The sequence below is a fragment of the Devosia sp. YIM 151766 genome (assembly GCF_030285925.1).
Classification (GTDB): domain Bacteria; phylum Pseudomonadota; class Alphaproteobacteria; order Rhizobiales; family Devosiaceae; genus Devosia.
The window spans coordinates 173,426-200,095 of the sequence record NZ_CP127251.1 but is presented as its reverse complement, the minus strand read 5'-3'; the positions used below and the strand labels follow the sequence as shown (position 1 = coordinate 200,095).

Below are 26,670 nucleotides of genomic sequence, written 5' to 3'. Positions count from 1 at the left end.
GGAGTGATTTCGGCTAACACACGCCTCCTGGCCCTCAAGGCCGATAACTCAGGGAAGGGCTGCCCGTCAGGGTGGCCCTTTTCTGTTTTCAGCCGCCCGTCCCCGTCATTGCCGGACCGGTTCCGCGACAATCCGCTTCCCCCTGGCGGCGCGATCCGCCGGCTCCAGGCTTGACGGAACGACCTGCGCCATTGATACCGCTGCCAAACGTTTTACAGGGAGGCTTGCGTGTCTTCGGCCAATTTCGTCCTCACCCTCAGCTGCGCCGACCGCCCCGGCATCGTCGCGGCCATCACTACCGAGCTGGCGGCGCTCAATGCCAATATCGCCGAAAGCAACCAGTTCTGGGACCGGGAGACCGGCCGCTTCTTCATGCGCCTGGCCTTCGCCGCCCCCGAACAGGTCAGCCGCGACCACATCGAGACAGCGCTGAAATCGCCCATTGCCCGCTTCGACATGCAGACGGCCCTGACCGACCGCAGCCGCAAGAAGCGCCTGGTCATCATGGTCTCCAAATTCGATCATACGCTGCTGCACCTGCTCTACCAGATTCGCGTCGGCTGGCTCGACGCCGAGGTCGCCGCCGTGATCTCCAATCATGAGGATGCCCGCAGGATCGCCGAGGATGCCGGCATTCCCTATCATTACCTGCCGGTCACCAAGGACACCAAGGCCGCCCAGGAAGCGCAGGTCCTCGACCTGGTCAAATCCAGCGGCGCCGATCTGGTGGTCCTGGCCCGTTACATGCAGGTGCTGTCGGACAATCTCTCCACCCGGCTGTTCGGCCAGGTGATCAATATCCACCATTCGTTCCTGCCCAGCTTCAAGGGCGCCAAGCCCTATCACCAGGCCCATGAGCGCGGCGTCAAGATCATCGGCGCCACCGCCCATTACGTCACGCCCGACCTCGACGAAGGCCCGATCATCGAGCAGGAAACCGCCCGCGTCACCCATGCGATGAGCCCCGAAGACCTGGTCGCCGCCGGCCGCGACATCGAAAGCCGCGTCCTCGCCCGCGCCGTCAAGCTCCACCTGGAAAGCCGCGTCATGCTCAATGGCAAGAAGACCGTGGTGTTCGGCTGACCTCCGGGGCGCGGGAGGTCTGCTTATTTACGGAATCGGCGGCTCCTTCCCGCCCTCCCCCTTGATGGGAGGGTGGCGGAGCGAGGACTGGTGCCGATTATGCAGGAATTGTAGCCGGCCGCGGCCGCCCCTCACGCCACCTCGTCGACCGGCAGGTCCTCGAGGTTCAGCGAATCGGCCAGGCTGGTGCGGTCGAGCACCGCCCGCGTGGCCAGCGTCACCCGTTCGAAGACGTGACGGATTTCGCAGGAGCTCTCGTCCTGGCAATCCTCGCATTTGCGATAGGCGATCTTGGACAGGCAGGGCAGCGGCGCGATCGGGCCGTCGATCAGCCGCAGCACTTCGCCATACGTGATGTCCTCGGGGGCCATGAGCAGCCCATAGCCGCCCATGCGGCCGCGGCGGCTGGCGACGAAGCCGGCGCGTTTCAGCTCCAAAAGAATCTGCTCGAGAAATTTCTTGGGGATCGCCTGTTCGCGCGAAATCTCACCGATCATGCGATTTTCCCCGCGCCCCGCCCGCGCCAGCGACACCAGGGCGCGCAGGGCATATTTTGCCTTCTGCGAAATCATTTCTTCCTCTTGCCGCGCCGTCCCCTTGGCTCCGGCTCAACCGGCGGCACGACGACCTCTACAGCTTCGGGCGCGTCGGCGCCATCCCCGGAGGCCGCTTCCGCACTCTCGTCGGGGACGGCCGGCGGCGCTGCGTCCGCCGCCACCGCCGGCTCCCCAACATCGCCGGCATCCTCTTCCGGCGCAACCGGCGTAACCTCGATCGGCGTCAGCTCAGCCGGCGGCACGGCCGGGGCCGGCTCCTGGTCTTCCGGCGGATCGGCCGGCGCCGCTTCCACGATTTCGGCCTCCACCACCTCGATCTCCGCCGGTTTCACCTCGATCTCCGCCGCAATCTCCGGCTCGGGCTCGGCCTCGACCGCTTTTGCCGGCTCGGATGGCGCCGCCGCGCCCACCAGCACATTTTCTCCCGGCGGCAATTGCGGCTCGACAGGGGCCGGCTCCGACGCCGCCATGCCCGGCTCGACCGGCGCCGGGATTGGCGAGGGGCCGAACCGCGCCTCCATGGCCGGCCGCAGCCCCTCCGCCAGTCGGAACACCAGCGGATTGAGCATGATGGACAAGAGCGCCCCGGCCAGGATCAGGTCCCTGCCCTCGGCCGGCAAGATGGTCAAGGCGGCGCCCATGCCGGCGAGAATGAAGGAGAATTCGCCGATCTGCGCCAATGAGGCGGCAAGGGTCAGCGCCGTGTCCACCCCGCGCCGGAACAGCATGGCCAGGGCGAATGCCGCCACCGACTTGCCGATGATGATGATGAACAGCGTCGCCAGCACCGAGAGCGGCTGCTCCACCAGGATCATCGGGTCGAACACCATGCCCAGCGACAGGAAGAACAGAACCGGAAACGCTTCGCGCAGCGGCAGCGTCCCGATGGCGGCGCGGTGGCTGAACTCGTCTTCCGCCAGGATCATGCCGGCGAAAAAAGCGCCCAGCGCCAGCGACACCCCGAACAGCGCCGCCGAGCCCAGGGCCAGGCCGAGGGCCAGCGCCAGGACCGCCAGCCGGAACAATTCGCGGCTGCCGCCACGATCGGTGAAATGCAGCAGCCAGGGGATGATCCGCCGGCCCATGACCAGCATGAAGCCGGCAAAAGCCGCCAGCTTGACCACGAGCAGCGCCAGGACGCCCCCGATGCCGATCGGTGCGCCCACCAACCGCTCGACCAGCGACACGAAAGGATCGTGCAGGCCGCTGTCGATGCCGTACAGCCCGGCAAGGGAAGGCAGCAGCACCAGGGCCAGCACCAGAACGAAATTGCCGACGATCAGCCAGCCCATGGCGAGCCGGCCCGCCTCGCTCTCGGCCAATGGCCCGTCATGCAGCGTCGCCAGCAGCACCATGGCCGAGGCCATGGACAGCGCCAGCCCGAACAGCAGCGCCCCGCCCGGACTCCAGCCCAGCGACAGCCCCAGCCCCGTACCCAGCAGCGTGGCAAATCCGATCTGCGCCACCGCCCCGACAATGGCCGGCGCCCGCACCTTCATCAGGTCCTTCAGCGAGAAACGCAGGCCCAGTCCGAACATCAGCAGGATCAGGCCCAGCTCCGCCAATTGCGGCCCCGCTGCGGGATCGGCGCCGAAGCCGGACATGAGCGGCCCCACCAGAATGCCGGCCAGCAGATATCCCACCAGCGGCGGCCAGCGGAACCGCTTGGCCACCATCCCGAAAATGCAGGCCAGCACCAGCCCCGCGACGATCGTGGCGATCAATGGGCTGTCTTGATACATGCACGCCTCCATGGCCGGCTGGATGGCCGGAATTCAGGATGGAACAACCACCGGGCCGGCGCAAGCGCCAACCCCATTGATCAGGTCAAGTATGTCTGAACTTTGGCCGGGCGGGACGGCAAGGCGGTTCGTGCGTCGACAAGCTCAGCAAGGCTCCCCATGAGGTCTATCGCGCATCGAGCCCCGATCTTCCGCAGACCTCATCCTGAGCCTGTCGAAGGACGAGGTCGGTAACACCGTGGCCGCGACCCCATGGTTCGACAAGCTCACCATGAGGTCTATGGACCGTCGCCGGAGCAGACACCGCCCCTCAGCTCACAATAGTGATCCGCTCCGCCGCCCTGGTGATCCCCGTATAGAGCCAGCGTGCCCGCTCCTCGCGGAACACGAAGCTCTCGTCGAACAGATAGACATTGTCCCATTGGCTGCCCTGCGCCTTGTGCACGGTGAGGCAATAGCCGAAGGTGAATTCGTCGAATTGCCGTCTTTCGGCCCAGCCCATCGCCTCTTCCTCGCCCGAGAAGAAGGCCTTGTGGGTCAGCACCCGCGTTTCGCCCTTGCCCTCGTCATCGGCCAGCAGCAGCGAATATTTGCCATTGGCGCGCCGCGTCACCTCGGTGACGATCCAGATCTGCCCGTTGAGCAGGCGTTTGCGCGGATTGTTCCTGAGGCACACCATGCGGTCGCCCACGACCGGCTCGTGAAAGGGCAGGCCCTTGAGCTCCCGCAGCCGGTCATTATAGGTCAGCCGCGTCTTGTTGCGCCCCACCAGCACCTGATCGGCCTCCAGCACGGCATTGCGGTCCACCGCGTCGCGCCCGACGACCAGGCTTTCCCCATAACGCCCGTGATCGAGCACGCCGCCCTCGCGCACCGCCATCGAGAGCTGGATGATCGGATTATCCGCCGCCTGGCGGTGGATTTCGGTCAGCATGATGTCGGGTTCCTCATTGATGAAGAACCCGGCCCCCTGCACCGGCGGCAATTGGAACGGATCGCCCAGCACCAGCACCTTGACCCCGAAGGACAGGAGGTCGGCGCCCAATTGCTCGTCCACCATCGACACCTCGTCGATGACGATGAGATCGGCATCGGCGGCCGGGCTTTCCGGGTCGAGCACGAAGCGCGGCTCGCCCTCCTTCTCGCTGACCAGCGTATAGATCAGGCTATGGATGGTCTGCGCGCCCTTGCAGCCGCGCTTGCGCATCACCATTGCCGCCTTGCCGGTGAAGGCGGCGTATTTGACCACCCGCACGTCCTGCGCCAGATGCACGGCCAGCGTCGATTTGCCGGTCCCCGCCCAGCCGAACAGGCGGAAGACCTGCGGCCCGTTCCTGTCCTTGAGCCATTGGGAAACGGCGATCAGGGCCGCGTCCTGCTGTGCGGACCAGACCGGCGTCATCAGGCGATGACCGTCGAGACCGTTCCGACATTGTCGATCCGGCCCTCCAACACGTCGCCGCGCACCACCGCGCCGACGCCGGCCGGCGTGCCGGTCATGATCAGGTCGCCGGCCTTGAGCGCCACGAAGCGGCTGAGAAAGGCGATGGTTTCCTTAACCGTCCAGATCTGGTCGGCCAGGTCGCCGCGCTGCCTTTCCACGCCATTGACCGCAAGCGTGATCGCGCCTTTTTCCGGATGCCCGATCTCGCTGGCGCGCGCTAATTCCCCCAGCGGCGCCGATTGATCGAAGCCCTTGGCAAAGGTCCAGGGCCGCCCGGCCTTCTTGGCCTGGGCCTGCAAGTCGCGCCGTGTCATGTCGAGGCCGGCGCCATAGCCGAACACATGGTCCGGCGCCGCCGCTGCTTCAATGTCGCTGCCGTCCCGGCCGATGGCCACCACCAGCTCGATTTCATGATGCAGGTCGGCGGTTTCGGGCGGATAGGCCATCGGCGCGCCGCCGATGACGATCGCATCGGCGGGCTTGTCGAAGAAGAATGGCGGCTCGCGCACGTCATTGCCCATTTCCCGGATATGCTCTTCATAATTCCGCCCGACGCAATAGATGCGCCGCACCGGAAAGAAACCGCCGCCGCGCACCGGCACCAGCACGGGCCGCGGCCCGGGAATAACCAGATCAGCCACGCTTGAATTCCTCCGCATAGGGTCCGATGAGATCGAGATCGATCCGGCTCAGCCGATCCTGCGCCGTGAACGATTGGTGCCAATAGGGATAGAGCAGCGGCGGCCGGCTGACGGCGTCGAGCCGCGCCCGCTCCTCGGCGCTGAGCGCGAACTGCGCCGCCGCGATATTGTCGGCGAACTGGCTTTCATTGCGCCCGCCGATAATCACCGAGGTGACGCCCGGCCGCCCCAGGAGCCAGCTCAGCGCCACCTGCGCCCCCGAGACGCCGCGCGTTTCGGCGATGGCGACAATGGTGTCGATGACGTCATAGAGCTTTTCCCGGTCATAGACCGGCGGCTCGCGGAACCCGCCGACATGCCGTCCGCTTTCCGGCCCGCCATCGCGGCGATATTTGCCCGAGAGCAGCCCGCCGGCCAGCGGCGACCACACCAGGATGCCCAGCCCCTGGTCCTGGGAAATCGGCACCAGCTCATATTCGGCGTCGCGACTATGCAGCGAATAGTGAATCTGCTGGGAAACGAAGCGCGCCGCATGGCGCCGGTCGGCAGCCATCAGCGCCTTGCTGATATGCCAGCCCGAATAATTCGAGCAGCCGATATAGCGCACCTTGCCCTGCCGCACCAAGGCGTCGAGCGCCTCCATCGTTTCCTCGATAGGCGTCAGCCCGTCCCATTCATGCACCTGATAGAGATCGATGACATCGGTCTTGAGCCGTTTCAGGCTGGCCTCGGCCTGCTGCATGATGTGGTGGCGCGACAGCCCGATCTCGTTCGGCCCGTCCCCCATCTTGAACCGCACCTTGGTGGCGATCAGCGCCCGCTGCCGCCGCCCGTTCTCGGCCAGCACCGCGCCCAGGATTTCTTCGGAAACCCCTGCATTATAGACATTGGCGCTGTCATAGAGATTGATCCCGGCTTCCAGGCACATATCCACCTGCCGGCTGGCCCCGGCCAGATCGGTATTGCCGATCTTCTCGCTGCCGCCAAACGTCATGGTTCCCATGGTCAGGACCGAGACCTTGAGCCCCGAACGGCCGAGCTGACGATATTCCATGAGATTCCTCCTTTGTTCCGGCGCCCAAGGGCTAAAGCGTTCGCGGGAGCGGGTCAATCTCATCCTGGGCTGTCGATAGACCGCGCTTGTCGAACCACGAGGTCGCTGACAGCCCCAATGACGCGGCGCTTTAACCCTGTTAAACCCGGGGCACATCATTGCTGAAAGCCGGTTCCGTGCGGCCAGATTCCGTCGTTTTTCCCGTCCTTCTCGTCACCCTCGGCATGGCCTTCACCCAGACCGGGGCCAGCTTCGCCAAAATGCTGTTTCCGCTGGTCGGCGCCAATGGCGCCACGGCGCTGCGCCTGACACTGGCCGCTTTCGTCCTGGTCGCCGTCTTCCGGCCCTGGCGCCACCGGCTCGACCGCCGGCACTGGCGCGCCGTTCTGCTCTATGGCGGCGCCATGGGGGCGATGAACCTGTTCTTCTACGCCGCGCTCGAACATATCCCGCTCGGCATCGCCGTGGCCCTCGAATTTACCGGCCCGCTGGCCGTCGCCCTGTTCGGGGCCCGCAAGCCGCTCGATTTCCTGTGGATCGTGCTGGCGCTGGCCGGCTTCGGCCTGCTCCTGCCCTGGGGCGACACGCAGGGGGACATTTCTGCCATCGGCGTGGTCTTCGCCCTGTGTGCCGGCGCCTGCTGGGCCGGCTATATCATTTTCGGCCAGCGCGCCGGCACCGGCGGCGGCCCGCATATCGCCGCCCTCGGCGTCGCCACGGCGGCTATCATCGCCCTGCCCTTCGGCGCCGCCAGCGCCGGCGCCGCCCTGCTCGATCCGGCCATCCTGCCGCTGGGCCTCGCCGTCGCCCTGCTCTCCAGCGCCATTCCCTATGCGCTCGACATGGTCGCCCTGCCCCATATCCCGGCGCGCCTTTTCGGCATATTGATGAGCGGCCAGCCCGCCTTGGCCGCGCTGTCGGGCCTCGTTATCCTGCACGAAGTCCTGGCGCCGGCCCAGCTCGCCGGCATTGCCGCCATCATCGCCGCCTCGATCGGCGCCACGATCACGATTGCCCGCCGCCAATCACCGCCGATTGCCTGAAGCGCGATCCGGTCACATAGTCTGCCCAGAAGAGGAGATGCCCATGCTCTATGCAATCCTGTGCTATAATGACGAGAACGAAGTGTCCCGCTGGACCGAGGAGGAAGACGCCGCCTGCATGGAGCGACTCGGCGCGGTCCAGGCCGGCATGAGCGCCAGGGGCAAGCTCGGCCCGGTCGTCCGGCTGTGGAATACCGACGAGGCGCGGACGCTGAAAAAGTCCTCCGGCGATCCCGTCATCGTCGATGGCCCCTTTGCCGAGACCAAGGAACAATTTCTCGGCTTCTATGTCGCCGATTGCGACTCGATGGATGAGGCGATGGAGTTTGCCAAGCAATTGGCCGTCGCCAATCCGGGCACTGGCTCCTATGAGATCAGACCGCTGCGTTATTTTGGCGATAACAAGCTGGCGTCAGCCTGAAGGTTAACAGTCTGCTAACCGATCCGCCGATGCGGCAATGGCCGGGACAAGCAAAAGATTGTCGATAAGTCTGGTCGTCCCCAATTGCGCCGCGACCGCCAGCAGCGCCCCGCGCGATCCCACCTTGGCGATGACGCCAAGGCTTTCGGGGTCCCGCACTTCCCAATATTGCGGCACGATCCGCTCCGACTTCGCCAGCTCCGCCAGCCCCAGCGCGGCCAGCTTTTCCGCATCGTGCTCGCCCGCCCGATAAGCCGCCTCGACCGCTCTAAGGCTTTGATAAATAAGCGGCGCCTCGGCCCGGTCCGCGGGCGACAGATAGATATTCCGCGAGCTCAGCGCCAGGCCATCGGCCTCGCGCACGATGGCGCCGCGCCGGATTTCCACCGGCACGTCGAGGTCCCGCACCATGCGCTCGATGACCGCACATTGCTGCGCATCCTTCTGCCCGAACAGCGCCACATGCGGCTGCACGAGATTGAACAGCTTCAGCACCACCGTCGCCACGCCGCGAAAATGCCCGGGCCGCTCCGCCCCGCACAATGGCAGCGAAACCATTGATTCATCAACGAAAGTCGACGCGCCTTCGGGATACATGTCCGCCACCGAAGGCAGGAAAAGCGCATCCACCCCCGCCGCTTCGAGCCGCGCCAGATCGGCCTCGAGCGGTCGCGGATAGCGCGACAAATCCTCGTTCGGCCCGAATTGCAGCGGGTTGACGAAGATCGAAACGATCACCAGGTCCGCCGCCTGCCGCGCCTGTTCCATCAGGCTGACATGCCCGGCATGCAGCGCCCCCATGGTCGCCACGAAAGCCAGTTTCTGTCCCGCCGGCAAAGCCGCGCGCCAGGCCCGCAGCGCCGCTTTGTCCTTTAAAATCAAAGTCATGCAATCAGGTCCCAGATTTGCCGGGCAATCTCGGCCTTGCTGCCCAGCGCCAGTTCATGCCGCTCGCCCCTGGCCGAGAACAGCAATCCGGCATTGGTGTTCACGGCAAATCCCGTCTGCCCCGCACTGCCCAGCCTGGCCACTTCATTGGCAAAGAGAAAATCCAGCCCCTTGGCTTCCAGCTTGCCCTTGCCATGCGCCTCGACATCGTCGGTCTCGGCGGCAAAGCCCAGGAACCATTGGCCTTTCGCCGCTTTCCGCAAGCTGCCCAGCACATCCACGGACGGCACGAGATCGAGCGCGATGGCTTCCGAAGCCCGCTTCAGCTTGCTCGCCGAGGGCGCGGCGACCGCATAATCCATCACCGCCGCCGTCGCCACAATTCCTTGAACCAGCGGCAGTTTTTCCAGCGCTGCCGCCGCCATCTCCTCGGCTGTCCGCACTTCGACCAGCTTAAGCCGGCCCTCGGCCCCGCGCGGCGCCACCGGCCGCACCACGCCCTTGTCGGTGCCCAATATGTAATCGACCACGGCCCCGCGCCGCAGCGCTTCCTCTGCCATGGCCGCGCCCATCCGGCCGGTCGAATGATTGGTGATATAACGCACCGCGTCGATGGCCGTCGTCGTCGGCCCGGCGGTGATGAGAATGCGCTGCCCCGCAAGGTCTGGTTTCGCCGGCGTGATCGCCCGCTCGATCGCCGTCAGGATTTCGGCGATTGGGGCCAGCTTGCCCATGCCGATTTCACCACAGGCCAGCAGGCCCGATGCCGGCTGCACCACCTGCGCGCCGCGCTGCACCAGGGTCGCAAGATGTTGCTGCACAATGGGTTTTTCCCACATCACCGTATTCATCGCCGGCGCGATCAACATTGGCGCTTCGCTGGCCAGGGCGACGGTGGATGGCAGATCGTCGGCCAGGCCCAGTGCCAGCCGCGCCAGCATATTGGCGCTGGCCGGGGCAAAAACCAGCAAATCCGCCCAGCGCGCCAGCTCGATATGCTCGGTGCCCGAGACATCGGGCCCGAATATTTCCGAGCGCGCCGGCCGTCCGCTCAGGGTTTCCAATACCAGCGGACTGACGAATTCCCTGGCGCTTGCGGTCAGCAGGCATTGCGCCTGATGCCCGGCCTTGCCGAGTTCGGACACCAGATCGGCGATCTTATAGGCCGAGATCGACCCCGAAACGGCAATGAGGATATTGGCCATTATTCGGCCCGTCGCGGCAGCGGGATCGGTTGCCGCTCCGCCTTGGTTTCGGCGACATAATCGCCCACTGCCGCCCGGATGATCGCGGCGACATCGGCGCGCGGCTTGGCAAAACTCGGCGGCGGGCTGGTATTGAGCCCGATCAGGTCGTTGATCACCAGCACCTGGCCGGCGCAATCCTTGCCCGAGCCGATGCCGATAGTGGGAATGGTCAGCGCGTGCGTGATCTCGGCCGCCAGGGCGGGGGTCACGCATTCGAGCACGATGGCGAAGGCGCCCGCCGCTTCCAGCGCCTTGGCCTCCTGGCGCAAGCGCGCCGCCGAGGCCTCGTCCTTGCCATGCATGTAATAGCCGCCCATCTGGTGCACCGCTTGCGGCGTCAAGCCGATATGGGCGATCACGGCGATGCCATGGGCCACCAGCCGCTCGACGACCGGCACCATGACCAATCCGCCTTCGACCTTCACGGCCTCGACGCCGGTTTCCTTCATCACCCGGACGGCATTGGCCAGCGCCGCATCCGGACCGGAAACCGAGCCGAAGGGCAGGTCGCAGACCAGCAAGGCCCGCGACGAGCCGCGCTTTACCGCCGCGGCATGCCGGATCATGTCGTCCAGCGTCACCGGCAGGGTGGTTTCGTGTCCCAGCACCACATTGCCGAGGCTGTCGCCGATCAGGATCATGTCCGTCCCGGCCATTTCGACCAGCCTGGCCATGGTGGCGTCATAGGCGGTGAGCATGGCGATGGCTTCGCCGCGCTGCCGCATGGCGGCGATGTCGCGGATGGTGAGACGCCTGGTGGGGGTGTGGGCCGACATTGCAAGTCCTCCAACCCGCCGGGTCCGACAGCGCCCGGCTCTTGCCGGGGAGATAGGGCATCACACCGCGCCGCGCCAGCCCTTCATTGGTGCTATGCGCTCGACGTATCGGTCCGGCCCCCTCAAAGGACGAGGGCGACAGGATAGCCTTTACGTCGAGCGGGCGTGGATTATTGCATGGCTAATATGTCGTGCGTCCGCCGGACAGGTCGAACACCGACGCGGTGGTGAAGCTATTGTCCTTGCTGACCAGCCAGGCCACCATGGCCGCAGCCTCGTCGACTTCGAGGAAGCGGCCGCGCGGGATGCGCACCAGCATGTACTGGATGAATTCCTCGGTGAGGGAATCGAGAATGCGGGTCTTGGCGGTGGCGGGCGTGATGGCATTGACGGCAATGTCATATTTGGCCAGCTCTTTGCCCAGGGACTTGGTGAGCCCGATCACCCCGGCCTTGGCGGCGGAATAGGCGGACAGGTTTGGATTGCCTTCCTTGCCGGCCACCGAGGAGATATTGACGATGCGGCCGTAATTACGGGCCTTCATCGTCGGAACCACCACCTTGTTGACGTAGAAAGTGCCGTTGAGATTGATCTCGACCACTTTGCGCCATTCCTCGGGATCGTATTCTTCCAGCGACACATTGCTGCCGGCAATGCCCGCCGAATTGACCAGGATTGAGACCGGTCCCGTTTCGGCTTCCACCTCGGCATGCGCCTGGGTGAGGCCGGCAAGATCGGCGATATCGACGGTCTTGCTCGACGCGCCGTCGCCCAAAGCCGCAATTGCCATGGCCAGGGCGTCGCTATCGCGATCCCACAGACTGACCTTGGCGCCCGATGCCAGAAGGCGCTGGGCTATGGCGAATCCCAGTCCCTGGGCGCCGCCGGTCACCACTGCGACCTGGCCGTTCAAATCAATTGCATTCATTCTTTCTGGTTCCTGATCTTGCTTTTTTGGCGACGTCCGGGCCGGGCGGCCGAGACGGTCTTAGGAGATGATATCACGCCCGAAAAATTCGGAAGCGGGATCGGCCAGGACCAATTCACGCAGGCGCTGCGAGAGATAGCTGCGCAATTCCGCATAACGCTTGCCGGCGCGGACGTCATAGGCCCAGCGCGGACGCTCGAGCCCGACCTCGACGACTTCGACCACCCGACCGGGGCGCGGGCTCATCAGCACGATCGTGTCGGACAAGACAATGGCCTCGTCGACGCTATGGGTTACGAACAGCGCCACCGAGCGCCGGCGGCTCCATAGGCGCATCAATTCAAGCTGCATCAGTTCGCGCGTCTGCGCATCGATGCTGGCAAAAGGCTCGTCCATCAGCAGGAGCCGCGGCTCGGTGGCGAAGGCACGGGCCAGTGCCACACGCTGCTTCATGCCGCCGGATAATTCGCCCGGATAGGCCCTGGCCACGCGCGACAGGCCGACCAGATCCAAGTGATGGCTGGCGCGCTCCCGGCGTTCGGCGCGGGACAAGGGCAGGCTGAGCAGCGCAAATTCGACATTGTCGATGACGCTGGCCCATGGGATCAGCCGGAACGACTGGAAGACGAATCCCACATCCGGCCCCGGACGGGGCCTGCCGCCAAAGACCGAGATGGACCCGGCATCGGGCGGGATCAGGCCATCCACCAGCCGGAGCACCGTGGTCTTGCCGCAGCCGGAAGGCCCCAGGAGCGTCACGAAGGCCTCCGGCTGCACGGCAAGCGACATAGCCTCGATGGCCAGGGTCGGCGTGCCGGCGCCCGCCGAGGGAAAGGATTTGCTGACAGCGTCGATGACGATCGCCGGCGGGACCTGGCCCGCTTCGCCGGAAGGGGGTGCGGCAGCATTCATCGGCTTGGCTGATCCGCGTTCGGATCGATGCCGATCTCGGCCAGCACCTTGTCGACGATGGAAAAATCCGTCCAGTCCGATACCTGGACCGGCGCCGCGCCAACGAAATCCTCGGTTCGGTACAGCCAATCCTGGGTATATTGCAGCTCCTGCGCATTCATGCCGCCATTGACGCTCCAGGTGCCCGTGAACCGGTCCGCCAGGGCGGCGAGTTCGTCTGGGGAGACGCTGGGGGTCAGCGCCGCCATGGCCTCGGCCCAGGCGGCGGGATTGGCGGAGAAATCGCGCGAGATATTGATCAGGGCGCGCACGACCTTCTCGACCTCGTCGCCGCGCTCGGCCAGAACCTGGTCGGAAACTACATTGACCTTGCTGACCACCGGAGCCGCCGCATAATAATCGGCCTGGTCGATCATTACGGCCAGCCCATCCTTGTCCGGCAGCGCCAGCCAGACGCCGATGGAGATGGTGGTGGCGTCGACCTGGCCGGCCGCCAGTGCCTGGGCGCGGACATTGGGCTGCCCGAGCGTGAGAATGTCGAGGCTATCCATATCCACCCCGGCGGCTTCGAGCACTTTCGCGCTGAGCGAATGGTCGAGGCTGCCGACGCGGCCGACGCCGAAACTGTGGCCGGCCAGATCGGCCGGACTGGCCAGCTCGCTGCTGGCGGCAATCAGGAATGGCAGGGATTTGTTCGGCGAGGTGACGGCCTTGAGGTCGGTGACGCCCTGGCCGCGCAGCAGCAAGAGCGCGTCGACGCCGATATTGGCCATTTCGCCTTCGCCGGCCCGCAGCGCGGCAAGCGCCGATGGCGTCTGCTGCACCCGCACCAATTCGACATCGACGCCTTCGCGCTCGAAATAGCCGAGCTCGACCGCCAGATCCATGACCGAATTGGGCACCAATGGCGGCTCCAGATGGGTGACAATCAGCCGGAACGGCGCGGCCATGGCAAAGGCGGTCGAGACCGGCAGGAGGGACGCCGCGGCCATGAAGCCGAATATGGTTCTGGATAATGCTGTCATGCTCTGCCCCGATGCTTCCCCGCCGGGGAAGCTTTATGCTGCTATGAAACGGCGCGCCACCGGCCGAGGCGGTGCTCGACATATCGCAGGATTTCCGTGACGAGGACGCCGATAAGCGCCAGCGTCAGCACGATGACGAAATATTCCGCCATGCGGAAGGTATTGCCATAGACGGCAAGCAGGCCCCCCAGCCCCTTCACGGCGGTATAGAGTTCGGCGACAACCGTATTGATGAGGCCGATCGTCGCTCCGATGCGCAGGCCGACGATGATATAGGGCACGGCGCTCGGCAAGGTGATGCGCGCGAAGATGCGCCCGGGCCCGGCACCGGACGAACGCGCCATCTCGACCAGTTCGTCATCGACCGCCAGCACGCCGGCATAGGTGTTGATGATGATCGGCATGACGGCGCCCAGGAACACGATGAAGACCTTGGCCGGCAATCCCAGTCCGAGCAGCACGATGATCAGCGGAATGAAAGCCACCCGCGGGGTCGCGGCCAGCGCATAGACGAAGATATCGATGGTCCTGCCGATCGGTTTGACGCCGCCCATCAGCACGCCGAGCGGAATGGCGGCCGCGATGGCCAGCAGATAGCCGCTCAGATAGACCGTAAGGCTGTCACCCAGGGCGATGAGCAGCCGCCCCTCCTGCACCAGCCGAATGGCGGCCTCGGCGGTCGCCATGGGGGTCGGCACCAGATTGCGGCCGGCGCCCTCGGCGGCGACACTCCACAACGCCACCAAAGCGACCAGGAAGCCGATGCGGTAGAGAGCAATCAAGGGCACAGGCCGCTCAACGACATCGAACTACATCCTTTTCCACATGCCTCTGCGACCTGGCCAGACACGACAAGCCTGGCGCCGAGTCAAATTTGTCCAATGCCGAAGACAGATAGAGGCTTGGCAAGGTTCACGCTAGCGTTTCGTCTCGGACATGCCGGGCTTTTGCTTCCGCCGCGCTCTCCGGCTACATCATCGGCCGGGAAATCGCGGCAATGCCGGCCAAGTGCCGTCGCTATCGCAATCACAAGGAGCATCCATGAGCAAGCGCATCATCTTCACCGGCGGCAGCGGCAAGGCGGGGCGCCACGCCGTGGCCTATCTGCGGGCGCAGGGCCACGCCGTTCTCAATCTTGACCTCAAACCGCTGGACCTGGATGGCGTCAACACGCTGATTACCGATCTCACCGATAGCGGCCAGGTGTTCAATGCCCTGTCCATGCATTTCGACTTCGATGGCTTCACCACCGGCAGCGGCCCGGCCCCGGTCGATGCCGTCGTGCATTTCGCCGCCGTGCCCCGCGTGCTGATCCAGCCGGACAACGAGACCTTCAAGGCCAATGTGGTCTCCACCTATAATGTGATCGAGGCGGCGACCAAGCTGGCCATTGGCAAGATCGTCATCGCTTCCAGCGAAACCACCTATGGCGTCTGTTTCGCCGAGGGTGACAAGGACTACCACGCCTTTCCGCTGGAAGAGGATTACGACATCGATCCGATGGACAGCTATGGCCTGTCCAAGCTGGTCAATGAGAAGACCGCCAGGGCCTTCGCCATGCGCAGCGGCGCCGATATCTACGCCTTGCGCATCGGCAATGTCATCGAGCCCGAAGATTATGCGAACTTCCCCGCCTTCCTTGCCGATCCGCCGTCGCGCAAGCGCAATGCCTGGAGCTATATCGATGCGCGCGATCTGGGACAGATCGTCGATCTGTGCATCGGCAAGGACGGGCTTGGCTTCCAGGTGTTCAACGCCGTCAATGACGAGATCACCGCCCGGGAACCGACCGAAGCCTTCCTGAAACAATGGGCGCCCAATTCCCCCCTCAGCCGCGCCATGGGCGAGCGGGAAGCGCCGCTTTCCAACCGCAAGATTCGTGAAGTCCTCGGCTTCAAGGAACAGCACAATTGGCGTCAATACGTGCCCGAGGCCTGATTCCGGCGGAATTGCCCCGGCTCCGGCAGATATGAGCCGCAAGGGCAATTCAAACCTGGCCCGGCGGGGCGCCGCCCCGCCAGACCCTTCTTGTTTTCCTCCAATATGCCTATCCCGCTGCGCGCGCTTCCCTGCGCCCGTCCAGCGCATCCCGGCCTTGCAAATTCTGATGAATCGCAGTCATTTCCGCACCACTGGAAATTCTTCTATCTTGGCTGTGAATTACCATCGACCGGTTTGCAGCATGGAAAAAACCCGCTGCCGGTTGATCTGCCCGGCATAACGCGGTAACATCTTCTGTTACACACCAATGATCCTATTTCGAACTAGGCTCGACTCGCGTAAATCTGCGGCATTGCCTTTTTGTGCTATCAAGAAAAGCGCGAATACATATGAATGCCTATAGTTCACTGGGAGAAATTACCAAGAAAGAGGCTCATGCCTGCCAAGTTAACAGTGCGGAACGTCTTTAAAATCTTCGGCGAGAAACCGGACGCCGCACTTCAACTGCTCGCCCAAGGACAAACCAAAGATGAAATCCTCCAAGCCACAGGCGCCACGATAGGGGTGCAGGATACGAGCTTCGATGTCGGTGAAGGTGAGATCTTCGTCGTCATGGGACTCTCGGGATCCGGCAAATCCACCCTGGTGCGGATGCTCAACGGGCTCATCGCCCCGACAGCGGGCTCCATTCTCGTCGATGGCGAGGACGTGGCCACCTGCGGCCGCAAGCAGCTCCGTGACATCAGGCGCGACAAGATCGCCATGGTGTTTCAGCATTTTGCCTTGTTTCCGCATTGGACCGTTGCCGAAAATGCCGCCTATGGGCTGCGCATCAAGGGCGTGAAACCGGACGAGCGGCGGGAAAAGGCGCTCAAGGCCCTCGATCAGGTGGGGCTGGGGGCCTGGGCGGACAGCCTGCCTTCCGAGCTGTCCGGCGGAATGCAGCAGCGCGTCGGGCTGGCCCGCGGCCTGGCCACCGAGCCGGAAGTGCTGCTCATGGACGAGCCTTTCGGCGCCCTGGACCCGCTGATCCGGCGCGAGATGCAGGACGAATTGCTCGTGCTGCAGAAATCGCTGAAGAAAACCATCGTCTTCATCACGCATGACCTCAACGAGGCCCTGCTGCTGGGCGACAAGATCGCCATCATGAAGGATGGCCGTTTCGTGCAGATCGGCACCGCCCAGGAAATCGTCTCCAATCCGGCCGACGATTACGTCGCCGCCTTCGTCGCCGATATCGACCGGGGACGCGTCTTCACCGCTGAAGACGTTTCCAACGACCCCGCCGCCATGAAGCTGGGCACTGACAATGCGGACGACGCCATGCGCGCCATGGAAGATCTCAACCGCAATGCGCTCTATGTCGTGGACGAGAAGGACAACATAGCCGGCGTGGTCACCTATCAGGACCTGGCCGCCGCCACGCTCGACCGGGCCACGCCGAATCCCGTCCTCGAAGAGGCGATGATCACCGAATATCCGACCGTCGACGCGGACACGCAGCTCCACGCCCTTTACGGCGCGGCAAGCGGCGGATTGCCCATCGCGGTGACCGATGCGCGTGACCGGCTGATCGGCGTCATCGAGCCCGAAGCGGTATTTGCCCAATTGTCCGGCGACGGCGAGGAGGCGGAGCAGGCGGCCGACGACGGCCCGCCGGCAGAAGCCGCTCAAACCGACGAAACCATTACAGCCAAGGAGAGCGCCGATGCTTAGTCCTGGTGACCTTCTCATTATCCCCTTCGATGACTGGATCAACGATTTCGTGCGTGGTTGGCTGGTGCCCAATTTCCGACCCGCCTTCCGCGCCGCGCAGGTTCCGGTCACCTTCGTTCTCAATTGGCTGGATAGTTTCTTCAACGTCCTGCCCATGCTTTTGACGACTGCGGCGTTTGCGCTGGCGGCCTGGAAATGGTCCGGCCGCACCATCGCGATCTTTACCCTGGTCGGCTTCATCTTCATCGACATGATCGGGCTGTGGCCGCAGACGATGACCACGCTGGCCATGATCATCACCTCGGTGCTGTTCTGCGCCGTGATCGGCATACCGGCGGGCATCGTGGCGGCGCGCAGCGATCTGGTCTGGAAAGTGCTGCGTCCGATTCTCGACGTCATGCAGACCATCCCCTCCTTCGTCTATCTGGTGCCGATCGTGATGCTGTTCGGGATTGGCATGGCGCCGGGAATCATCGCGACGATCATCTTCGCCCTGCCCCCGATCATCCGGCTGACCAATCTGGGCATCCGCAATGTCCGCGGCGATCTGATCGAAGCGGCCCAGGCTTTCGGCTCGACCGGCTGGCAGATGCTGATCGACCTGCAGATCCCGCTGGCCATGCGCACCATCATGGCCGGGCTGAACCAGACGCTCATGCTGGCGCTCTCGATGGTGGTGATCACCGCGCTGATCGGCGCGGGAGGGCTTGGGCTGGTGGTCAATACCGGGCTGGGCCGGCTCGATGTCGGCGGCGCCACCGCCGGCGGCGTGGGCATCGTGATCCTGGCCATCGTGCTCGACCGCATCACCCAGGGACTGGGAGAGCAGAATCAGGCCGAAACGGTCTCGCTGCGCGCCGTGGTCCTCAATCTCCTCCGGCTCAGGGGCAGCCAGCAATCCGTCGGCGAAATCCGCAAGGCAGGCTGATCCCCGCCACCACCAATGACGCGGCGGCACTCAAGCCGCCGCTTCTGTCGCCCGCGCATCATCGCGCCGGCCCTTCGCATGGCGGGCCTTGCCCGTCCATCTGAGAACCAAAAGAAAAGGAGACAAAAACATCATGTTCCGTCTCAAAAATATCCTTGCCACCCTCTCGGCCGCCGCTCTGATGAGCACCGCGCCAATCGCCGCCTTGGCCCAGGACAATCCGGGCGATGGCGTCTCGATCGTCATGGCGCAGCCGACCTGGGACACCGGATGGTTCCATACCGAAATCTACCGTCAGCTTTTCCAGGAATTGGGCTATGATGTCGCGCCGGCTATCACGCTCGACAACCCGCCCTTCTACCAGTCGGTCGCCCAGGGCGACGTGACGCTGTGGGTCGATGGCTGGTTCCCGCTGCACAACACCTATGAACCGATCTTCAGCGAAGGGGCCGAGATCGTCGGCGCGGTCGCCCGCGGCGGCGCGCTGGAAGGCTATCTCGTCGACAAGGCGGCCGTCGAGGAATTCGGCATCACCTCGCTTGAGGATTTCAAGCGCGACGACGTCAAGGCCGCCTTCGACCGCAATGGCGACGGGCTCGCCGACATGGTCGCCTGCCCGCCGGGCTGGGGCTGCGAGATCAATATCGACCACCACATGGACGCCTACGATCTGCACGACCACGTCAACCTGATCAAGGCCGGCTATTCCGCCGCAATGGCCGATGCCGTCGCCGCCTATGAGGCGGGCGAGCATATCCTGTTCTACACCTGGACCCCGAACTGGACCGTCAACGAACTGGTTCCGGGCGAGGACGTGATGTGGATCGAGGTGCCCGAGGTCGACCTGCCCGAGGACCTGATGGATCTGGCCGACGCGGCGACGCTTGAAGGCGTCGAAGGCTGCGTCAACGATCCATGCATGCTCGGCTTTCCGGCCAATGACATCGTTCCGGTGATCAATTCGGACTTCCTCAACGATAACCCGGCAGTCGGGGCGCTGCTCGAAGCCGTCGAAATCCCGCTCACCGACATCTACGCGCAGAACGCGGCGATGAACGAGGGCGACGACGATATCGAGGCCCAGGCCGCTCAGTGGATCGAGGACAACCGCGAGGCTGTCGACGCCTGGCTCGACACCGCCCGCGCCGCCTCCTGACCGGCTCTATGCACCAACGGAAAGGCCGGGCGAGTGCCCGGCCTTTCCGCCTTGACGATCCGTGAGGATGCGCCCTGGACCAGCGCGCATCACCGACACCGCGCTATGTCTCCAATTCCTCGCGCAGCATTTCCAGTTCCAGCCATTGCTCCTCGGCCGCGGATTTTTTGGCTTCGGTCGCCACCAGGATTGCGGATTTGGCGGCAAAGCCCTCGGGGTCCCTGGTGTAGAAGCCCGGATCGGACAAGGCGGCATTGAGCGCCTCGATCTCGGCGGCGAACCGGTCGATGTCCCTGGGCAGGGTTTCGAGCGCGTGCTTTTGCTTGAAGCTCAGCTTGCGCCTGGCGGGTGGCGCCGAGGCCGGTTCTGTTCTGGGCCTGCTCGCCTTGGGCGCCTTGTCGGTGGTGCGGGCGGTGACGCCCTGGCCGCGCTGGGCCACCATATCAGTATAGCCGCCGGCATATTCGGTCCAGCGTCCGTCCCCTTCCGCCATGATCACCGACGTGGCCACCCGGTCGAGGAAATCGCGGTCATGGCTGACCACGACTACCGTGCCGGCATAATCGGCGACCATTTCCTCGAGCAGGTCGAGGGTTTCGAGGTCGAGATCGTTGGTCGGCTCGTCCAGCACCAGGAAATTGGAGGGCAAGGCCAGGGCCCGGGCCAGGCCGACGCGGGCGCGTTCACCGCCGGACAGCTTGCCGATGGGCGTATTGGCCTGGTCGGGGGTGAACAGGAAATCCTGCATATAGCCGATGACGTGCTTGGGCGCGCCATTGATGTGGATCGTGTCGCTGCCGCCGCCGGTCAGCGCGTCGCGCAGCCGCGTTTCCGGTTCGAGCCGGGCGCGGCCCTGGTCGAGCATGGCCAATTCGATCGCCGAGCCGAGCTTGACCGTGCCGCTATCGGGCTCGAGCAGGCCGGTCAGCAATTTGATCAGCGTGGTCTTGCCGGCGCCATTGGGGCCGACAATGCCGACCCGGTCGCCGCGCAGCACCCGGGTGGAGAAATCGCTGACGATGGCGCGGGGCCCGAAGCTCTTGGAGACGTTTTCCGCTTCCACCACCAGCGCCCCGGAAGTGCGGCCTTCGCTCACCGCCAGGCTGACCGAGCCGGTGACGCGCCGCTGTTCGCGCCGGTCCTGACGCAGATTGGCGAGCTTTTCGAGCCGGCCGACATTGCGCTTGCGGCGGGCGGTGACGCCGTAGCGCAGCCAGTGCTCCTCGCGCAGGATCTGCCGGTCGAGCTTGTGACGGTCCCGCTCCTCCTGCTCCAGCACCTCGTCGCGCCAGGCCTCGAAGGCGGAAAAGCCCTTTTCGATGCGGCGGGTGACGCCGCGGTCGAGCCAGACGGTGGACCGCGAAAGATCGGAGAGGAAGCGCCGATCATGGCTGATCAGCACCATGGCCGAGCGCATCTGGTTGAGTTCGTCCTGCAGCCATTCGATGACCGGCAGGTCGAGATGGTTGGTGGGCTCGTCCAGGAGCAGGATGTCGGGCTGCGGCGCCAGCACCCGGGCCAGGGCGGCGCGGCGGCCCTCGCCACCCGATAGCGATAGCGGGTTCTCCTGGCCGGTAAGGCCCAGGGCATGGAGCAGATATTGGGCGCGATAAGGGTCGTCGCCCGGCGCCAATCCGGCCTCTACATAGGCCAGGATCGTGGCAAAGCCTGAAAGGTCCGGCTCCTGCGGCAGGTAGCGAATGGTGGCATTGGGCTCGGCGAAACGCCGGCCGCTGTCATGCTGCACCAGGCCGGCGGCGATCTTGAGCAGGGTGGACTTGCCCGAGCCGTTGCGACCCACCAGGGCAATGCGCTGGCCGGGCGAGACGATCAGTTCGGCCGCTTCGAGCAATTGCGCGCCGCCGAAAGTGAGCTGGATGTCCTGAAGGGAGAGAAGCGGTGGAGCGGCCATGTGAAACCCGGAAAATCTGGTCCGGATAGAGCATAGGGCGTCCGGCAGATCAATTGCGCCGGCTGATGAAAAGACCGGCCAGGACGTTGAGGATCCTGACCGGCCCGGGGAGACGGTAGCAGCAAGCCCCGTCGTTACGGCGCGGACCCACAGGCCCCAAGGGGTCGCAGCGCCATGCCCTTTATCAATCACGCCTTAACATGATTGTCAAACTCATATTTGAGTTTGCCGGTCAGATTTTAATCAGGCGACGGAGATGGCGGCGACGCTTTCGTTCACCGCCTCGGCGGCGGTGATGCCCAGCCGTTCGCGGATCGAGCGCTTCTTGCTGGCCAGATCGGCGATCGTGTGCTTCTGGAGCACGTCGAAAAAGGCGCCCAGGGCCTCGCGCAGCGCGCCATTGAGGTCGCATTCCCCGATCAGCGGGCAATCGGCGCCGTCCTCGAAACATTCGGCCAGCGCGAAACTTTCTTCGGTGAGCCGAATGGTATCGAGCAGGGTGATCTGCTCGGCCGGCTTGCCCAGTTTAATGCCGCCATGACGGCCGCGCACCGTCTGCAACAGCCCGTTTTCCACCAGCGGCTTGATCAGCTTGAACAGGAACAGCTCGGAAATGCCATAGGCCCGGGCAATTTCGGCAACCCGGCTGAGCTGCGATTCGTTAACGGCGCAATAGACCAGCGTGCGAATGGCATAATTGGATTGGCGGGTCAGTCTCACGGCGGTCTTTCCTTCACATCAAGGGCAGGCCGTAGCGGCCGTGCACTTCATATTGCACCGTCCAGCTTATAACCATTCTAAAAAATGTCAAATAATCTTGAAGTCACAAGTCATGTTTGATCCTGCAGCAGGACACTGGACAGCAATTTATGTTCCTTGTTAAGAATCTGACATCTGGAGGAAGCCCCGATGGATAAAACCGTCACGCGTGCCATGCTTTCAGAACAAGCGGCCGAGGCGAACAAGCTGGCGCGCGCCGATGTGACTGCGATCGGCCAGAGGATGTTCGAATTGATCGGTGCGGCGCTGGCGGCGGGCGAAACCGTCAAGCTGACCGGCTTCGGCTCCCTGCAAGTGCGCTCCCGCGCCGAGCGCATCGGCCGCAATCCCCGCACCGGCGAGGAACATGCCATCGCCCCGCACCAGGCGGTGATCTTCATTCCCGGCATCCGGCTGCGCACCGCGCTCCAACAGCGTTCAAACCCGGGAAAGCCTCGGAAATAACGCTTGAGGTCGCCAAGGCTTATCGAGCAGACCTCACCCCGAACTGGTCTAAGGATCGGCCCGGGACGCTCCTGCGAGTGGCAAATGCCCGGCGGCGGGCTCAGGCGCCCGCTTCGGTCAGCAGGGTCTGAAGATTTTCCGGCAGGGTCAGGCGGACGCCGCGCGCCAGACTGCGCACTTGCTCCACCGAACTGGCCGAGGCGATCGGGGCGCTTACGCCCTCCTGGGCCACGAGCCATGCCAGCGAGATTTCGGCGGGGCTGGCCTCCAGTTCCTCGGCTGCCCGGTCCAGGGCGGCGAGAATATTCTTCCCCCGCTCGTCGAGATAGCGGCCGACGCCACCGCCGCGCGGCGATTGGCCGAGATCGGCTTCGCGGCGATATTTGCCGGTGAGAAAGCCCGAGGCCAGACTGCGATAAACGATGGCGCCGACATCGTTCTCCATCAGATAGGGCCGCAACGCGTCGAATTCCGCCCGGTCATACAGATTGTAGCAGGGCTGCGTCACCTCGTAGCGCGGCAGCGATTTGATGATGGCGGTCTGCTGGGCCGCCTCCATCATCTCCCTGGAATAATTGGAAGCGCCGATACTGCGCACCTTGCCGGCCCGGATCAGCGTGTCATAGGCGGTCAGGGTTTCCTCGTGCTCGGATTCCGGATCCGGCCAATGGCTGAAATAGAGATCGATATAATCGGTCTGCAAGCGCCTGAGCGAGGCTTCGACGCTCTCGCGGATGGCGTCGGCCTTGAGCCCGCCGCCCTGCTTGGCCGAATTGACCTTGGTGATGACATGCACCTTGTCGCGATTGCCGCGCGCCTTGAGCCATTTGCCGATAATGGTCTCGCTCATGCCGGGAGGATTGTCCGGCACCCAATTGGGATAGCCTTCCGCCGTGTCGATGGCGGTGAAGCCGGCATCGATGAAGGCATCGAGAATATCGAACCCGGCCTCTTCGTCCACGGTCCAGCCAAAGACATTGCCCCCCAGAACGAGGGGTTCGATCACCAGTTCACTGCGTCCGAGGGGCCGGCGGTTCATCATTTCTCTCCTTGATCGTCCAGTTCTTCGATCGTCCGGGTCTTCGGTCATCCAGGCCTTCAACGCCCGGGCCGGTATTTTGTTCGGCGATTTTGCTGTTTGGGGCAGGATGGCACAGGCCTGGCAACCTGGCCATCGCGGTCAGCGGCAATGGCCGGCACCGAACGGATTGGTAAAAAACCGTCCATTCTTGTGGATAGCCATTAGGGAGCTCCGCCAATTGACCAAACGGTCAACGATTCTCGTTGCGCTCCCTTCCATTCTAGGCTTTTGTGTGACCAAGCCCCCGGCAAGTATCAATCGTCGAGGGGATGTAATTAAGGAACGGGAGAAACTCCATGCATTCATCACTGACCCGCATCGCGGCGGTTCTTATTGCCTCGACGATGCTCGCCGGTGTTGCTCAGGCCGAAACGATCCGTTGGGCGCGCGCATCGGACGCGCTGACCCTGGATCCGCATTCGCAGAACCAGGGCGTTACTCATACGATGTCTCACCACATCTATGAAACGCTGCTCGACCGTGACACGGACGGCAACCTGGTGCCGCGTCTGGCCACCGAATGGCACATCAAGGAAGACGATCCGACCGTGTGGGTGTTCAAGCTCCGCGAGGGCGTGAAGTTCCACAATGGCGAAGATTTCACCGCCGAAGACGTGGTGTTCTCCTTCGACCGCGCGCGTTCGGACAGCTCCAATCTCCGGCAGCTGCACGCCGAAGTGGCCGAAATCCGCGCTGTGGACGACTATACCGTCGAAGTACAGATGATCGGCCCGAGCCCGCTCTATCCCAACAACATCACCAATACTTTCGTGATGGACAAGGGCTGGTCGGAAGAGCACGACCTGCAGGATGTGCAGGACTTTGCCGCCGGCGAAAGCAATTACGCGGTATTGAACACCAATGGCACCGGCCCCTATACGCTGGTCTCGCGCGAAGTCGACGTGCGCACCGTGCTGAACGCCTTCGAGGACCATTGGGACGGCACTCCCGCCGTGACCGAGATCATCTATCTACCGATCACCGATGCGGCCACCCGTATCGCCGCGCTGCTCTCGGGCGACGTCGACATCGTCCAGGACGTTCCGGTCCAGGATATCGAGCGCCTGCGCAATTCGGCCGGCTTCAAGGTCGAGACCGGCCCGGAAAACCGCTTCATCTATTTCGGTTACCGCTTTGGCGACGAGCCGCTGAAATCCTCCAACATCACCGATTCCAACCCGATCAACGATCCGAGGGTTCGTGAGGCCATGGAGCTGGCGCTCGATCGCGATGCGATCCAGCAGGTGGTGATGCGCGGCAATTCCATCCCGACCGGCATTGCCAACCCGCCCTTCGTGAACGGCTGGACCCCCGAACTCGACGCCTATCCGGCGCCCGACGTGGAAAAGGCCAAGGCCCTGCTCGCCGAGGCCGGCTATCCGGACGGCTTCAGCATCACCCTCGACACGCCGAACGACCGCTATGTCAATGACGAAGCCATCTCGCAGGCCTATGTCGGCATGCTCGGCCAGATCGGCATCAATGTGACGCTGGCCTCGCGGCCCGTGGCCCAGCACTCCCCGATGATCCTGAACAACGAGACCGACTTCTACCTGCTCGGCTGGGGTGTGCCGACCTTCGACTCCGCCTATGTGTTCAACGATCTGGTCCATACCAAGACGTCGAGCCACGGCACCTACAATATCGGGCTCTATACCAACCCGGAACTGGACGAGAAGATCATCTCGCTGGGCACCGAAACCGATCTCGACAAGCGTGACGCGACCATCGCGGAAATCTGGGATGTGGTGAAGACCGACCGCGTCTTGCTGCCGATCCACAACCAGGTGCTGTCCTATGCCATGCGCGACGGCATCACCCTGCCGGTGCATCCGGAAGACCAGCCGCGCATGACCACGGTTGTCTTCGAGTAAAAGTCCCTTAGCCCGGAACCGCCGCGCGGAGCCTGATCAAGCTCTCGCGGCGGTTCTGCATTCTGGAGGGCGCCTATGCTGGCCTTCATTGCCCGCCGCCTGCTGCAATCGATCATCGTCATGCTCGTCGTGGCCTTCATCGCATTCCTGGTCTTTCGCTATGTGGGCGACCCCGTCTCCTCGATGCTGGGCCAGGATTCCACCATGGCCGACCATGAGGCCCTGCGCGAAAGGCTGGGCCTGAACGAGCCGTTCTACGTCCAATTCTATCATTTCATCATCAATGCCCTGCAAGGGCAGTTCGGCATCTCCTACCGCCTGCAGCAACCGGTCAGCCAACTGATCCTGGACCGCCTGCCGGCGACGATCGAACTCGCCGTCGCCTCGGTCACCGTCGCAGTGACCGTCGGGGTGTTCCTGGGCATCTACACCGCTTTGCGGCCGCGCGCTTTCTCGTCCGGCGTCATCATGACCGCCTCGCTGATCGGCGTGTCGCTGCCCACCTTTCTCATCGGCATCGGCCTGATCTACATCTTTGCGGTCGAATTGAAATGGCTGCCCTCGTTCGGGCGCGGGCAAGTGGTCGATCTGGGCTGGTGGCGCACCGGGCTGCTCACCGAATCGGGCCTGCGCTCGCTGATCCTGCCGGCCATCACCCTGTCGCTGTTCCAGCTGACCCTGATCATGCGCCTGGTGCGGGCGGAAATGCTCGAAGTGCTGCGCACCGATTACATCCGCTTCGCCAAGGCCAGGGGTCTCAGCCAGCGGGCGATCAATTTCGGCCACGCGCTCAAGAACACTATGGTGCCGGTCATTACCATAACCGGGCTGCAACTGGGTTCGGTCATCGCCTTCGCCATCATCACCGAAACGGTGTTCCAATGGCCGGGCGTCGGTTCGCTCTTCGTCAATTCCGTCGCCGTCGTCGACGTTCCGGTCATGGCCGCCTATCTCGTCTTCGTGGCGCTGGTCTTCGTGGTCATCAACCTCATCGTCGACATCCTCTATTTCATCGTCGATCCGCGCCTGCGCGACGGCGCCAAGTCCGGGAGGTAAGATCTGGTGACCGATCTGCCC

General features: G+C 63.9%; 25 protein-coding genes. 10 read left to right on the top strand and 15 right to left on the bottom strand.

What is annotated here, in order from left to right:
* Nucleotides 1-228: 228 nt before the first annotated feature.
* The gene (gene purU, locus O9Z70_RS00960) at nucleotides 229-1,083 is read left to right on the top strand and encodes a formyltetrahydrofolate deformylase (protein ID WP_286020642.1); all 855 of its coding nucleotides are present in this window, start codon (nucleotides 229-231) and stop codon (nucleotides 1,081-1,083) included.
* Nucleotides 1,084-1,214: 131 nt separating this feature from the next.
* Here the strand turns inward: purU and O9Z70_RS00955 are convergent, their stop codons facing one another.
* From O9Z70_RS00955 to O9Z70_RS00935, 5 genes are all read right to left on the bottom strand, one after another.
* Nucleotides 1,215-1,655 (bottom strand): RrF2 family transcriptional regulator, encoded by a 441-nt coding sequence (locus O9Z70_RS00955; RefSeq protein WP_286020641.1) that lies wholly within the window; start codon nucleotides 1,653-1,655, stop codon nucleotides 1,215-1,217.
* Nucleotides 1,652-3,382, bottom strand: a complete 1,731-nt coding sequence (locus tag O9Z70_RS00950) for a cation:proton antiporter domain-containing protein (protein ID WP_286020640.1) — start codon at nucleotides 3,380-3,382, stop codon at nucleotides 1,652-1,654. Before O9Z70_RS00950 ends, O9Z70_RS00955 begins: the two co-directional genes overlap by 4 nt.
* A gap of 310 nt (nucleotides 3,383-3,692) precedes the next feature.
* Entirely contained in the window at nucleotides 3,693-4,784 is a 1,092-nt protein-coding gene (locus O9Z70_RS00945; protein WP_286020639.1) for an ATP-dependent DNA helicase, read from the bottom strand.
* Complete coding sequence (locus O9Z70_RS00940; RefSeq protein ID WP_502870147.1) at nucleotides 4,784-5,485, bottom strand: fumarylacetoacetate hydrolase family protein; 702 nt, start codon at nucleotides 5,483-5,485, stop codon at nucleotides 4,784-4,786. Before O9Z70_RS00940 ends, O9Z70_RS00945 begins: the two co-directional genes overlap by 1 nt.
* Nucleotides 5,460-6,521, bottom strand: a complete 1,062-nt coding sequence (locus tag O9Z70_RS00935; protein WP_286020638.1) for an aldo/keto reductase — start codon at nucleotides 6,519-6,521, stop codon at nucleotides 5,460-5,462. Before O9Z70_RS00935 ends, O9Z70_RS00940 begins: the two co-directional genes overlap by 26 nt.
* Nucleotides 6,522-6,697: 176 nt before the next feature.
* On the opposite strand from O9Z70_RS00935, the gene O9Z70_RS00930 reads away from it, so the two are divergent.
* Both O9Z70_RS00930 and O9Z70_RS00925 read left to right on the top strand, forming a co-directional pair.
* Complete coding sequence (locus O9Z70_RS00930) at nucleotides 6,698-7,564, top strand: EamA family transporter (protein WP_286020637.1); 867 nt, start codon at nucleotides 6,698-6,700, stop codon at nucleotides 7,562-7,564.
* Nucleotides 7,565-7,607: 43 nt separating this feature from the next.
* The gene (locus tag O9Z70_RS00925; RefSeq protein ID WP_286020636.1) at nucleotides 7,608-7,985 is read left to right on the top strand and encodes a YciI family protein; all 378 of its coding nucleotides are present in this window, start codon (nucleotides 7,608-7,610) and stop codon (nucleotides 7,983-7,985) included.
* A 3-nt stretch (nucleotides 7,986-7,988) separates the two neighbouring features.
* Here the strand turns inward: O9Z70_RS00925 and panC are convergent, their stop codons facing one another.
* From panC to O9Z70_RS00890, 7 genes are all read right to left on the bottom strand, one after another.
* Nucleotides 7,989-8,873, bottom strand: coding sequence for a pantoate--beta-alanine ligase (gene panC, locus O9Z70_RS00920; RefSeq protein WP_286020635.1), 885 nt, complete (start codon nucleotides 8,871-8,873; stop codon nucleotides 7,989-7,991).
* Nucleotides 8,870-10,078, bottom strand: a complete 1,209-nt coding sequence (coaBC, locus tag O9Z70_RS00915) for a bifunctional phosphopantothenoylcysteine decarboxylase/phosphopantothenate--cysteine ligase CoaBC (RefSeq protein WP_286020634.1) — start codon at nucleotides 10,076-10,078, stop codon at nucleotides 8,870-8,872. The genes panC and coaBC overlap by 4 nt, the downstream gene beginning before the upstream one ends.
* On the bottom strand, nucleotides 10,078-10,896 hold the full coding sequence (gene panB / locus O9Z70_RS00910) for a 3-methyl-2-oxobutanoate hydroxymethyltransferase (protein WP_286020633.1): 819 nt from the start codon (nucleotides 10,894-10,896) through the stop codon (nucleotides 10,078-10,080). Before panB ends, coaBC begins: the two co-directional genes overlap by 1 nt.
* Before the next feature lie 181 nt (nucleotides 10,897-11,077).
* On the bottom strand, nucleotides 11,078-11,824 hold the full coding sequence (locus tag O9Z70_RS00905; protein WP_286020632.1) for an SDR family NAD(P)-dependent oxidoreductase: 747 nt from the start codon (nucleotides 11,822-11,824) through the stop codon (nucleotides 11,078-11,080).
* A gap of 60 nt (nucleotides 11,825-11,884) precedes the next feature.
* Nucleotides 11,885-12,736 carry an ABC transporter ATP-binding protein gene (locus tag O9Z70_RS00900; protein ID WP_286020631.1) on the bottom strand — a complete coding sequence of 284 codons (852 nt, stop codon included), beginning with the start codon at nucleotides 12,734-12,736 and terminating at the stop codon, nucleotides 11,885-11,887.
* On the bottom strand, nucleotides 12,733-13,761 hold the full coding sequence (locus tag O9Z70_RS00895; protein ID WP_286020630.1) for an ABC transporter substrate-binding protein: 1,029 nt from the start codon (nucleotides 13,759-13,761) through the stop codon (nucleotides 12,733-12,735). The genes O9Z70_RS00900 and O9Z70_RS00895 overlap by 4 nt, the downstream gene beginning before the upstream one ends.
* A gap of 41 nt (nucleotides 13,762-13,802) precedes the next feature.
* Nucleotides 13,803-14,549, bottom strand: a complete 747-nt coding sequence (locus tag O9Z70_RS00890; RefSeq protein WP_286020629.1) for an ABC transporter permease — start codon at nucleotides 14,547-14,549, stop codon at nucleotides 13,803-13,805.
* Nucleotides 14,550-14,802: 253 nt separating this feature from the next.
* Between O9Z70_RS00890 and O9Z70_RS00885 the strand changes: the two genes are divergently transcribed.
* The 4 genes from O9Z70_RS00885 to proX all read left to right on the top strand — a co-directional run bounded on the left by O9Z70_RS00885 (nucleotide 14,803) and on the right by proX (nucleotide 19,502).
* Nucleotides 14,803-15,699, top strand: coding sequence for an NAD-dependent epimerase/dehydratase family protein (locus O9Z70_RS00885; RefSeq protein WP_286020628.1), 897 nt, complete (start codon nucleotides 14,803-14,805; stop codon nucleotides 15,697-15,699).
* Nucleotides 15,700-16,266: 567 nt separating this feature from the next.
* Nucleotides 16,267-17,418: a quaternary amine ABC transporter ATP-binding protein gene (locus O9Z70_RS00880; RefSeq protein WP_502870146.1), complete on the top strand. Its 1,152-nt coding sequence runs from the start codon at nucleotides 16,267-16,269 to the stop codon at nucleotides 17,416-17,418.
* The gene (locus tag O9Z70_RS00875) at nucleotides 17,411-18,346 is read left to right on the top strand and encodes an ABC transporter permease (RefSeq protein WP_286020626.1); all 936 of its coding nucleotides are present in this window, start codon (nucleotides 17,411-17,413) and stop codon (nucleotides 18,344-18,346) included. The genes O9Z70_RS00880 and O9Z70_RS00875 overlap by 8 nt, the downstream gene beginning before the upstream one ends.
* Nucleotides 18,347-18,479: 133 nt before the next feature.
* Nucleotides 18,480-19,502, top strand: a complete 1,023-nt coding sequence (proX, locus tag O9Z70_RS00870; RefSeq protein ID WP_286020625.1) for a glycine betaine/L-proline ABC transporter substrate-binding protein ProX — start codon at nucleotides 18,480-18,482, stop codon at nucleotides 19,500-19,502.
* A gap of 103 nt (nucleotides 19,503-19,605) precedes the next feature.
* On the opposite strand, the gene O9Z70_RS00865 is transcribed toward proX, so the two are convergent.
* Nucleotides 19,606-21,414 (bottom strand): ABC-F family ATP-binding cassette domain-containing protein, encoded by a 1,809-nt coding sequence (locus O9Z70_RS00865; RefSeq protein WP_286020624.1) that lies wholly within the window; start codon nucleotides 21,412-21,414, stop codon nucleotides 19,606-19,608.
* Nucleotides 21,415-21,657: 243 nt separating this feature from the next.
* Nucleotides 21,658-22,134: an iron-responsive transcriptional regulator RirA gene (gene rirA / locus O9Z70_RS00860; protein ID WP_286020623.1), complete on the bottom strand. Its 477-nt coding sequence runs from the start codon at nucleotides 22,132-22,134 to the stop codon at nucleotides 21,658-21,660.
* A gap of 189 nt (nucleotides 22,135-22,323) precedes the next feature.
* Between rirA and O9Z70_RS00855 the strand changes: the two genes are divergently transcribed.
* Entirely contained in the window at nucleotides 22,324-22,638 is a 315-nt protein-coding gene (locus O9Z70_RS00855) for an HU family DNA-binding protein (protein WP_286020622.1), read from the top strand.
* A 100-nt stretch (nucleotides 22,639-22,738) separates the two neighbouring features.
* Here O9Z70_RS00855 and O9Z70_RS00850 read toward each other — a convergent pair whose 3' ends face one another.
* The gene (locus O9Z70_RS00850; RefSeq protein ID WP_353057829.1) at nucleotides 22,739-23,677 is read right to left on the bottom strand and encodes an aldo/keto reductase; all 939 of its coding nucleotides are present in this window, start codon (nucleotides 23,675-23,677) and stop codon (nucleotides 22,739-22,741) included.
* Nucleotides 23,678-24,015: 338 nt separating this feature from the next.
* Here O9Z70_RS00850 and O9Z70_RS00845 point away from each other — a divergent pair, with 338 nt between their 5' ends.
* On the top strand, nucleotides 24,016-25,593 hold the full coding sequence (locus O9Z70_RS00845) for an ABC transporter substrate-binding protein (protein WP_286020620.1): 1,578 nt from the start codon (nucleotides 24,016-24,018) through the stop codon (nucleotides 25,591-25,593).
* Nucleotides 25,594-25,668: 75 nt separating this feature from the next.
* Nucleotides 25,669-26,649, top strand: coding sequence for an ABC transporter permease (locus O9Z70_RS00840; protein WP_286020619.1), 981 nt, complete (start codon nucleotides 25,669-25,671; stop codon nucleotides 26,647-26,649).
* Nucleotides 26,650-26,670: the final 21 nt, after the last annotated feature.